This window comes from Streptomyces sp. NK15101 (assembly GCF_020400725.1).
Taxonomy (GTDB): Bacteria; Actinomycetota; Actinomycetes; order Streptomycetales; family Streptomycetaceae; genus Streptomyces.
This window is the reverse complement of the sequence record NZ_JAINVG010000148.1, coordinates 1-10085: the sequence shown is the minus strand read 5'-3', so window position 1 is coordinate 10085 and position 10085 is coordinate 1. Positions and strand designations below refer to the sequence as shown.

General features: G+C 73.5%; 11 protein-coding genes. 7 read left to right on the top strand and 4 right to left on the bottom strand.

Annotated features, from left to right (window positions below; translation table 11 throughout):
• Nucleotides 1-1364, bottom strand: a 1364-nt coding sequence (locus K7G60_RS37315) for an NAD(P)/FAD-dependent oxidoreductase (protein WP_225805409.1), incomplete at its 3' end; no start/stop codon positions are given.
• A gap of 160 nt (nt 1365-1524) precedes the next feature.
• On the opposite strand from K7G60_RS37315, the gene K7G60_RS37310 reads away from it, so the two are divergent.
• On the top strand, nt 1525-2097 hold the full coding sequence (locus K7G60_RS37310) for an NADPH-dependent FMN reductase (protein ID WP_225805408.1): 573 nt from the start codon (nt 1525-1527) through the stop codon (nt 2095-2097).
• Between the two features lie 22 nt (nt 2098-2119).
• Here K7G60_RS37310 and K7G60_RS37305 read toward each other — a convergent pair whose 3' ends face one another.
• From K7G60_RS37305 to K7G60_RS37295, 3 genes are all read right to left on the bottom strand, one after another.
• Complete coding sequence (locus tag K7G60_RS37305; protein ID WP_225805407.1) at nt 2120-3298, bottom strand: hypothetical protein; 1179 nt, start codon at nt 3296-3298, stop codon at nt 2120-2122.
• A gap of 170 nt (nt 3299-3468) precedes the next feature.
• Entirely contained in the window at nt 3469-4095 is a 627-nt protein-coding gene (locus K7G60_RS37300) for a dienelactone hydrolase family protein (protein WP_225805406.1), read from the bottom strand.
• A 90-nt stretch (nt 4096-4185) separates the two neighbouring features.
• Nucleotides 4186-4461 (bottom strand): hypothetical protein, encoded by a 276-nt coding sequence (locus K7G60_RS37295; RefSeq protein WP_225805410.1) that lies wholly within the window; start codon nt 4459-4461, stop codon nt 4186-4188.
• Nucleotides 4462-4652: 191 nt separating this feature from the next.
• On the opposite strand from K7G60_RS37295, the gene K7G60_RS37290 reads away from it, so the two are divergent.
• The 6 genes from K7G60_RS37290 to K7G60_RS37265 all read left to right on the top strand — a co-directional run.
• A complete protein-coding gene (locus tag K7G60_RS37290) occupies nt 4653-5861 on the top strand; it encodes a T4 RnlA family RNA ligase (RefSeq protein WP_225805405.1) in 1209 nt (402 codons plus the stop codon).
• Between the two features lie 4 nt (nt 5862-5865).
• Entirely contained in the window at nt 5866-6780 is a 915-nt protein-coding gene (locus tag K7G60_RS37285; RefSeq protein ID WP_225805404.1) for an AAA family ATPase, read from the top strand.
• A gap of 100 nt (nt 6781-6880) precedes the next feature.
• Complete coding sequence (locus K7G60_RS37280) at nt 6881-7582, top strand: ribonuclease H (RefSeq protein WP_225805403.1); 702 nt, start codon at nt 6881-6883, stop codon at nt 7580-7582.
• A 287-nt stretch (nt 7583-7869) separates the two neighbouring features.
• Nucleotides 7870-8553 (top strand): GNAT family N-acetyltransferase, encoded by a 684-nt coding sequence (locus K7G60_RS37275; RefSeq protein WP_225805402.1) that lies wholly within the window; start codon nt 7870-7872, stop codon nt 8551-8553.
• A 44-nt stretch (nt 8554-8597) separates the two neighbouring features.
• Entirely contained in the window at nt 8598-9185 is a 588-nt protein-coding gene (locus tag K7G60_RS37270) for a hypothetical protein (protein ID WP_225805401.1), read from the top strand.
• 227 nt (nt 9186-9412) lie between these two features.
• Nucleotides 9413-10085, top strand: a 673-nt coding sequence (locus tag K7G60_RS37265) for a 3-hydroxyisobutyryl-CoA hydrolase (RefSeq protein WP_374115740.1), incomplete at its 3' end; no start/stop codon positions are given.

Genomic DNA, 10085 nt, shown 5'->3' with positions numbered 1-10085 from the left:
CCCACCGCCCCGCGGAACGAGCCCGTGTGCTCGCGGACCTGCTCCGGCGTCAGATACGCGTCGGTGTACTCGAAGTCCCGCAGCGTCCCCGCCTTCGAGGCCAGGAACCCGGTCCGCACGTAGTCGTCGCCCGCGACGGCGTTGAGCAGCCAGTTCGTCATCACCCGGGTCTTGGCCACGTTGGTCCGCAGCGCCGCCCAGTGGTAGCCGCGGGCCACGGCCTGGGCGGGCGCCCCGTGCAGCTCCACGCCGAGCGGCTTCGACACCCCGTCCATCCCGCCCAGGTCCACCACGAGCCCCAGGTCCTTGTGGGTGTACGGGTGGGTCCGCTCGCCCCGCAGCGTCGCGACCAGGTTGTCGGCGACGGCCTTGCCCTGCCGCATCGCGTGCTGCGCGGTCGGCGGACAGATCGCACCCTCCTCGCCCTTGGCGAGATCGGGGACGGCCGCCGCGTCGCCCAGCGCCCACACCCCGTCGAGGCCCGGCACGTCCATCTCGGCCGAGACGACGAGCCGGCCCCGGAGGGTCTCCGCGCCGAGCGTGCCGATCAGCGGACTCGCGGCCACGCCGGCCGTCCAGATCAGCGTCCGGCTCGGCAGCACCCGCCCGTCGGTGAGCGTCACCGACTCCTCGTCCACCGAGGCCACCGACACGCCGAGCGACACCTCGATGCCGCGCTTCGTCAGGATGTCCAGGGCGGCGGCGCCCAGCTTCTCGCCCAGCTCGGGCATCAGCTTCGGGGCGATGTCCACCAGGTGCCACTTGATGAGGGCGGGGTCGAGCCGGGGGTACCGCTTGACCGCGTTGTGCGTGAGCAGTTGGAGACAGGCCGCCGTCTCCGTCCCCGCGTACCCGCCGCCGACCACGACGAACTGCAGCCGCGCGGCCCGCTCCTCCTCGTCGTCGCTCGCGTCCGCCAGGTCCAGCTGGGCGATGACGTGGTCGCGGATGTAGACGGCCTCCGCGAGGGTCTTCATCCCGCGCGCGTGCTCGGCGAGCCCCGGGATGTCGAAGGTGCGGGTCACGCTGCCGGGCGCGAGGACGAGGTGGTCGTACTGCTCCGTCACGAACTCGCCGGAGATCGTCCGCACCACACAGGCCTTCGCAGCCGTGTCGACGCCGACCACGCCGCCCGGGACGATCCGGGTCCGGTGCCGCTGGCTGCGCCGCAGGGACAGCGCGACCGACTGCGGGGTCAGCACGCCGGCGGCCACCTGGGGGAGCAGCGGCAGGTACAACTGGTACGAGAACGGTGAGAGGAGCGTGATCACCGCCTCCCGTTCGGCGAGGCGCCGTTCGAGCCGCCGCACGCAGCCCACTCCGGCGAAGCCGGCGCCCACCACGAGGATCCTCGGTCGCGTCACGCTGTCCGCCTTTCCGTATGAGTCGTGGTTAACCCTTTTTATCGTGATTGGTGACATGTCGCTCATCGGGTTACGTTGCGGAAGGCCCCCGTGGAAGGTCCTGCGAAGGGCCCGTGGCGGGCCTCCGGAAGCACTCCCAGCGGAAGGCGGGACAGCGCGCATGAGCACCTACCAGGTCGGCTACTTCGTCGGCAGCCTCTCGGAGAAGTCCATCAACCGGGTCCTGTCCCGGGCGCTCGTCCGCGTCGCGCCTCCCGGCCTGGAGTTCCGGGAGATCCCCATCAAGGACCTCCCGCTCTACAACCACGACTTCGACGCCGACTACCCGCCCGAGGGCAAGGCGCTCAAGGAGGCCATCGCGGCCGTCGACGCGATCCTCTTCGTGACGCCGGAGTACAACCGGTCCATCCCCGGCGCCCTCAAGAACGCCATCGACTGGGCCAGCCGTCCCTGGGGCACGAACTCCTTCACCCACAAGCCGTCCGCCGTCATCGGCGCCTCGCCCGGCAAGATCGGCACGGCCGTCGCGCAGCAGAGCCTCCGGTCGGTCCTCAGCTTCTGCAACTCCCCGCAGATGAACGCCCCGGAGGCGTACATCCAGTTCACCCCGGGGCTGTTCGGCGAGGACGGCGAGGTCACCGATCCGACGACCCAGCAGTTCCTGACCGACTTCATGACCGACTTCAAGGCCTTCGTGGAGCGCGTCCTCACCGTCCTGCCGCCCCGGCGCTGAGGCGCCGGTACGGGGCCGTGCGTCAGAGGACCGCGATCCCCAGGGGCCGGGAGCCCGCCGGGAGACGGCGGGTGTCGCCCGTGTCGAGGTCGACGACGGTCAGACCGTCCCAGTACCCGTCCCGGGTGAAGCCGCCCGTCACGTAGGCGGTGCGGCCGTCGCGCGACACGGCCACGCTCTCGTGCGGACCCTCCAGGGGGTACACCCGCTCGGCCCCGCCCGGGGTGCGCACCGTCAGGGAGGGGCCGCGGTCCGCGTCCGGGTCGATCGGCCCGGTGCCGACGGTCAGCAGCGTTCCGTCGGCGGTCACGGTCGCGCCGTGCTGATGGGTGTTCGCGGTCATCGGCTCGATCGTCGTCCGGCCCGTCGCGGGGTCGACCACCGCGAGCCGCTCGCCCTCGAAGGGCAGCAGGAGCTTCCCGTCCGAGGGCCGCACGGCCGTGTAGTGCGGCTTGAGCCAGGAGCCGAGCCCGCCCTCCGTGCCGTACGGGGCGACCTCGATCCGGCGCGGGGCCCGCGTCTTCGCCGTGACGACCGTGACGTCGAAGGAGTCGTGGTTCGTCGCGTACACCTCGGCGCCGTCCCGCGACACGTCCACGTCGAACGGGCGCCGGCCGACCGGGACGGCGTCCGTGACCTTCAGCGCCGCGGTGTCGACGACCTCCAGGGTGCCGTTCCCGCCGGGCACGTTGACCCCCACGTACACCCGCCGTCCGTCCGGGGCGAGCGCGATGCCCATGCCGCCGCCCCGGTACTCGCCCGTGGTCACCGGCCCGGTGTCCGTGCGGTACGGAATCAGCGCGAGGCGTTCGCGGCTCGCCGTGTCCACGACCGCCACCCCCTCGGCGGTCGCCACCCAGGCGCGCCCGTCCTCGCCGACGGCCAGGCCGTACGGCGCGGTGCCGACCTTCACGGAGCCGGTGGCGCCCCGCGCGGGGTCGACGAAGGTGACCGTGTCGGAGCCGAAGTCGGTGACGAGCAGGGTGCCCGGGGCGACCGTGCCGTCCGGGTCCGGCGTCACGGTGACGGGGGAGCCGGGGGCGACCGGCCCGGCCGTGGGGGAGACCCCGGCGGGCGTCGTCGCACCGGTGGCGGAAGCCGTCCCTCCGGAGCCCTGGGCGCAGCCCGCGAGCAGGGCCGCGGCCACCGCGGCGGGCACGAGCACCCGGGCGGCACGGGACGGACGACGGAACTTCGGCATGACGGACTCCTCGGTGCGGCGACCGCGCGGACGGCCCCGCAGGGGTGCCCGCGCCCTGCCCCGATCCTCCGCCCGTGGCCGCCCCCGCCCGGTCCGCCGCCCGTCCCCTCCCGGACGGCGGGACGGCCGACCCCGGGGTCCACCGATCGGTCGACCCGGCCGTGCGGGGCTCACCCCTGGAGAGTGCCGTCGAGGGGCGGGCGGGAGTTCGACGACAGGCCCCGGAGGGCGGCCAGGAAGCACAGCACCCGCTCGAGGCACAGCGCGGCCGCCTCCGGCACGTGGTCGGGCGCACCGTGCTCCGCGAAGAGGTGGGCCGTGCCCGGGTACAGGAACAGCCTCCGGTCCTCGGCGCCCGCCACCAGTTCGCGCGCGGCCTCCAGGTCACCCTCGCCGGCGAAGTACGGATCGGCGTCCATGCCGTGCACCTGGACGGGCACGCCCTCCGGCCAGGCCGCACCGAACGCGTCCACCGGCACACAGGCGCCGAACAGCAGGGCACCGGCCGCCCGGGGCCGGGTCTGCGCCAGCTTCTGCGCGGGCAGCACGCCGAGCGAGAACCCCGCGTACACGAGCTCCTCCGGGAGTCCCTCGGCCGCCCGCTCGCCCCGTGCCACGATCGTGTCGAAGCCGACCTCCTGGGCGTACTTCCCGCCGGCCTCCAGGTCCTCGAAGACCCGCCCCTCGTACAGGTCGGGCACGTGCACGACGTGCCCGGCCCGCCGCAGCCCTTCGGCGAACGCGCCGACGCCCTCCGTCAGTCCGAGCGAGTGGTGGAAGAGCAGTACCTCGGCCATGTCGTCATCCCCTGGGTCACCGGACGGTCGCTTCGGACGGCATCATGGCGTGCGGTACTGACAACGGCCCGGCACACGGGGCCGGTGGGATCAGAGCATCGGCCGGTGCGGGACGACGGCGCCCGCCTGGCCCATCACACCACCGGCACCGCCGACGCCCATGGGACCGCCGGCACCGGGGTGCGGTGCACCGGCGTGCACGACGGCGCCCTGCTGCGGTCCGGGGATCCCCTGCGGAGGCATCTGGATCACTCGGCTCAGATCCCGCAGAACCTCCTCGGCGACCTGGCGGACGTCACCGGGAACGTCCCCCCGCTCCCGTATGAGCTCGGCGTAGATCGGTGCCGTGCCGTCCGCGTGGTTCATGGGGCTCGCTTCCTTCGTCTGGGCCGGTTCCGTCACCGACGGGCAGACGGCGAGTCTACGGGGCACCACCGACACGCCCGGGATCGGGAGCCCGCTCGGCGCCCCCGCCCGCGCGCCCCCACCACGAAATTCGGTGTCCTGCCGGGCCGTCCCGCCCGAGAATGGATCATCGAACACACGGGAGGGACCCCATGAGCCAGGCGACCCTGACTCTGCACGACCTGATGCCGTCCGACGAACTCGCCGCCGCTCTCGCGGACGGGCACGTCACGCGCAAGCGGCACCCCGAGCTGCCGCTGTCGATCTACACGTACACGCGCGTGTGCCAGTACGCCCAGCACTGGAACCGGGCCACCACGCGGTGCCGCGGACTCGTCGCCGACGACGCCACCGGGCGGATCGTCGCGCTCCCCCTCCCCAAGTTCTTCAACCTCTCCGAGCACGCGACCGGACGCCCCTACGCGCCCCCGCTGCCCGACGAGCCCTTCGAGGTGTACGACAAGGTCGACGGCAGCCTCGCCGTCGTCTTCCACTACGCCGGCCGCTGGCACGTCGCCTCCAAGGGCTCCTTCACCAGCGGCCAGGCCACCTGGGCCCGGCGCCGCCTCGACGCCGCCGACACCACGGGCCTGACCCCCGGCGTCACCTACCTCGCCGAGATGCTCTACCCGGGCAACCGCATCGTCGTGAACTACGGCGAGCGCCGCGACCTCGTGCTGCTCGCCGCCTTCCGCCCGGACGGCACCGAACTCCCCCTCGCCGAGGCCGCCGAGGCCTGGCGGCCCATCGGCTCCGTCGTCCGCACCTGGCCCGCCATGGGCGTCGACGAGCTCGTCGCCCTGACCGAGTCCAACACCCTCCCCGGCGGCCGCCCGGCCACCGGCACCGACGCCGAGGGCTTCGTCCTGCGCTTCGCCTCCGGCCTGCGCGCCAAGGCCAAGCTCAGCGAGTACGTGCGCCTGCACAAGGTGCTCACCGGAGTCACCGAGCGGGACATCTGGCGCAGCCACGGCATCCAGCGCTTCTCCGCCCTCCCGGCCGGCGAGCTCGCCAAGGGCCTCGGCTGCGCCGTCACCGACGTCGAGGCCTCCGGCGGCAAGCCCCTCGACGCCCTCCTCGAACAGGTCCCGGACGAGTTCGACGCCTGGGTGCGCCAGGTGATCACGAAGCTGGAGACGGCCGCGGCGGACCGCGAGCGGGCCGTCGACGAGGCGTACGCCCGCCTCGCCCACCTCGCCGACGACCGGGCCGCCTTCGCCCGCGCCGCCGGTGACCTCGGCGACCGGGCCCTGCGCGCCCTCCTCTTCCTGCGCCTCGACGGGCGCCCCACCGACCTCCTCGTCTGGCGTCAGCTGCGCCCCGAGGCCACCGACCCCTTCGCCCACGACGAGGAGAACTGAGACCGTGCCTGTCGTCCACCTCATGACCGGCCTCCCGGCCTCCGGGAAGACGACGGCCGCCCGCGCCCTCCAGGCCGCCGCCGAGGGCCGGATGCGCCGCGTCAACCTCGACGACCTCCGCGCCATGCTCGACCTGCCCGCGACGGAGCGCGGCCGCTCCCACGCGCACGAGCAGACCGTGCTCGGCATCCAGGACGCGGCCGTCCGCGCCGCCGTCGACGACGGCTTCGACGTCGTCGTCGACAACACGCATCTGACCCCGCACGTCCCCAAGCGGCTCAAGGCGGCCGTCGCCGGCCTGGCCACCTTCGTCGTCCACGACTTCACCGGCGTGCCCGTCGACGAGTGCGTGCGCCGCGACGCCGCCCGCGACCGGCCGGTCGGCGAGGAGATCATCCGCATCCTCGCCGACAAGCACGCCAAGGCCACCCGGGGCGGCTGGCGCCTCACCGCGGACTGGCTCAACGACCGCCCCGCCGTCGAACCCTACGTCCCCGACCCGGCCCTCCCCACCGCCGTCATGTGCGACATCGACGGCACCCTCGCGCTGCGCGTCGACCGGGGCCCGTACGACTTCACCCGCTGCGACCGCGACCTGATCAACCCCTCCGTCCGCGACGCGCTGCGGGCCTTCCGGCACAGCGAGCGCGACCGGATCGTCCTCCTCTCCGGGCGCAGCGAGGACCACCGCGCCCTCACCGAGAGCTGGCTCGCCCGGCACGAGGTGCCGTACGACGAACTGTGGATGCGCGCCTCCGGGGACGGCCGGGGCGACGACCTCGTGAAGGCGGAGCTCTTCGACGCCCATGTGCGCCACCGGTACGCGGTCCGGGTCTCCCTGGACGACCGTGACCGCGTCGTCGCCCTCTGGCGCCGGATGGGCCTGCCCACCTGGCAGGTCAACTACGGCGCCTTCTGATCCGGAGGACGGGCCCCGCCGGACGTCCGGAGGACGGGCCCCGGCCGGACGCCGACGGGGGTGGGACGGCCCACCCCCGTCGGCGTGTCAGGATCGTGGGATGGTGGAGAAGATCATCGCGGCGTGCGACGGCGCGTCGAAGGGAAACCCCGGCCCCGCGGCCTGGGCATGGGTCATCGGCCGCGCCGACGGGGCGATCGACCGCTGGGAGGCGGGCCCCCTCGGCCGGGCGACCAACAACGTGGCCGAACTCACGGCCCTGGAGCGCCTCCTGGAGGCCCTCGACCCCGCGCTGCCCGCCGAGGTGCGCATGGACTCGCAGTACGCCATGAAGGCCGTCACGACCTGGCTCCCCGGCTGGCGCCGCAAGGGCTGGAAGACCGCCGCCGGCACCCCGGTCGCCAACAAGGACCTGGTCGTACGGATCGACGCGCTGCTCACCGGCCGGGACGTCGACTTCGTGTACGTCCCCGCGCACCAGGTCGACGGCGACCCCCTCAACGACGCGGCCGACCGCGCGGCCAGCCACTCGGCCCGCACCCAGGAGCCCCTCGCCTCCGCCGAGGGAGCCGAACTGCCCCCGGCCGAGCCCGCCACGCGCTCCTCCACGCCCCGGGCACGCTCCTCTGCGCCCCGTACGGGCTCGACGGGTTCCGACGGGGGTTCGGCCCGGGGGACTCGCCCGTCCGGCCGCACCCTCAACGCGAAATTCCCGGGCCGCTGCCGCTGTGGTCGTGCCTACGACAAGGGCGAGAGCATCGCGAAGAACTCCGACGGCTGGGGCCATCCCACCTGCGTCTGAACCGGCGGGCCGTCCGACTGGCGGGCGGCCCCGTCCGGCCCGTGAGACCGGTCGGCCCGGCCGCACGGGAGGCTTCATCCCCGCGTGGACGCGGGTTCTCCCGGGGTTCTGTTCTCGGAGCGGTTGTGGCTGCATACTGTTCCTCCTCGCACCCGGCGGCGAACCGTTTTACCTGCTCATTTGTCGTTCTCACGACACTTTCGGCGCCGGGCGAGAACCCCCTCCTGCTGCCGCCGCGGACTCCCCGCGGCGGGAGTCGTCCCTGCCCGTGAAAGACCCGAGGTTCCGTGCCAGTACCTGTTCTCCTGACCGGGCGCTCCGTGCGCCTGGAGCCGCTGGCGATGCGGCACGCCGAAGCCCTTGCCCGGGCCGGCGGGGCGGACCGATCGGCCTACGCCTTCACCCCCGTACCCGATGGCCTCGAATCGGCCCTCGACTACATCGCCCGCGCCCTCGCCGATCAGGCGGCCGGCCGTTGCCTGCCCTTCGCCCTGGTCGGTACGGCCGACGAGAGAGTCATCGGCTCGACCCGTTTCCTCGAACTCGACTACTGGCGGGGTCCGCTGGTGTGGCCGCCGGTGCCCGGCATGCCCCACGGCGATCCGCTGACCGCCGTTCCGGACGCCGCCGAGATCGGCAACACCTGGATCGCCGGCGACGCCCGGGGCACCGGGATCAACACCGAGGCCAAGTACCTCATGCTCCGGCACGCCTTCGAGGCCTGGGGCGTACGCCGCATCACCATGCGCGCCGACGCCCGCAACACCCGCTCCAGAATCGCCATCGAGCGCCTCGGAGCGACCTGCGAAGGCATCCGCCGTGCCCACTCCCGCGGGCTCGACGGCGCCGTCCGCGACACGGCCTTCTACTCGATCCTCGACGAGGAATGGCCCACCGTCCGGGACATCATCGAACTGCGCCTCTCCACCCCCCGGCAGGTGCGCGTCCCCCAGGACCTGCTGCCCGCCTGAAGCGCCCGGAGGCGCCCGAGCGACCGGTGACGCATGGTGGCATCGTGAACACGTACCGCGAAGACGTTCGTGAGCAGCGAGGCAGGACCATGCGCCACCCCTTCACCGGCACGCCCGCCAGGGCCCTCCTGGCGGGCGTGCTCACCGCGTCCGCCGCGGCGTCGGCCATCGCCCCCGCCGCGGCCGCCGACGTCCTCGTGGAGGACTTCGACCTCACCCGGACCGACACGTTCACCGCACCCCTCGAAGGCTGCCTCCCCGCAGACCTCATCGGCACCGCCACCGTCACCGAACACTCCACCGGCCGCGTCGTGCGCACCCCGGCCGCCGCGGTGGTCAAGGGCGTCGACTCCTATGACTTCCGCATGACCTTCCCCGACGGCCGGTACGTGGACAGCGGCATCGACGAGGAACGCTTCACCGTCGTCTTCACCGAGCCCGGTCGCATCACGGTCGTCTCGACCGACTCCCGCGACGAGCGCACCGTCCACGCTCCCGACGGCACCCCGATCGGCACCCTCTCCATCCGGGAGACCTACGACGTCGTCTTCCGCGACGCCGACGGCGACGGCGAGCCCGACCCCGGCGAGATCACCGTCGAGCGCCACCGCTTCCGCCTCACCTGCGGCTGACCGGGCACTCGCGGCACCGTCCCGGCGGTGGTTCCATGGAGGTGACGGGAAGGACTCGGTGTGAGGACGCGGGGTAGCGGCCGTCACAGGACCGCGCACCGTGCAATCAGGATCCGCGAGAAGCGGATGAGTCCTTCCCGCCCCTCCACCCCGTCCCAGGGGGTGCGGCGCGTCCCGGTACGGTGGCCGGGACAGCGAGTCGTGCCACCCGAAGGGACCTAGTGACCGTGCCGACCGGAACCCCCGACGTACTCCTCCGGACGGAGGGCCGGGCCGGGTTCATCACCCTGAACCGGCCCCGCGCCATCAACGCGCTCACCCACGCCATGGTCCTCGCCGTCGACGGCGCGCTCACGCAGTGGGAAAACGATTCTGCGGTCACCACCGTGATCATCGAAGGCGCCGGGGAGCGAGGTCTCTGCGCCGGCGGCGACATCCGCGCCATCCACGACGACGCGCATGCCGGCGGCTCCGCCTCCGCGGCCTTCTGGCGCGACGAGTACCGGCTCAACGCCCGTGTCTCCCGCTACCCGAAGCCCTACGTCGCCCTCATGGACGGCATCGTGATGGGCGGCGGCGTCGGCGTCTCCGCGCACGGCTCCGTCCGCGTCGTCACCGAACGCTCCCGGGTCGCCATGCCCGAGACCGGCATCGGCTTCGTCCCCGACGTCGGCGGCACCCACCTCCTCGGCCGCGCCCCCGGCGAACTCGGCACCCACCTCGCCCTCACCGGCACGTCCGTCGGCGCCGCCGACGCGATCCTCACCGGCCTCGCCGACGCCTGCGTCCCCTCCGCCGAACTCCCCGCCCTGACCCGCGCCCTGACGGAGCTGCCGGCCGGGGAGGCCCTCGCCCGCCACGCCGTCGCGCCGCCCGCCGGCGTCCTCGCCGAGCAGCGGG

Coding starts and splice junctions, on each gene's coding strand:
- K7G60_RS37280 (WP_225805403.1), top strand. CDS start 6,881: ATGGTGGAGAAGATCATCGCGGCGTGCGACGGCGCGTCGAAGGGAAAC.
- K7G60_RS37300 (WP_225805406.1), bottom strand. CDS start 4,095: ATGGCCGAGGTACTGCTCTTCCACCACTCGCTCGGACTGACGGAGGGC.
- K7G60_RS37310 (WP_225805408.1), top strand. CDS start 1,525: ATGAGCACCTACCAGGTCGGCTACTTCGTCGGCAGCCTCTCGGAGAAG.
- K7G60_RS37295 (WP_225805410.1), bottom strand. CDS start 4,461: ATGAACCACGCGGACGGCACGGCACCGATCTACGCCGAGCTCATACGG.
- K7G60_RS37290 (WP_225805405.1), top strand. CDS start 4,653: ATGAGCCAGGCGACCCTGACTCTGCACGACCTGATGCCGTCCGACGAA.
- K7G60_RS37305 (WP_225805407.1), bottom strand. CDS start 3,298: ATGCCGAAGTTCCGTCGTCCGTCCCGTGCCGCCCGGGTGCTCGTGCCC.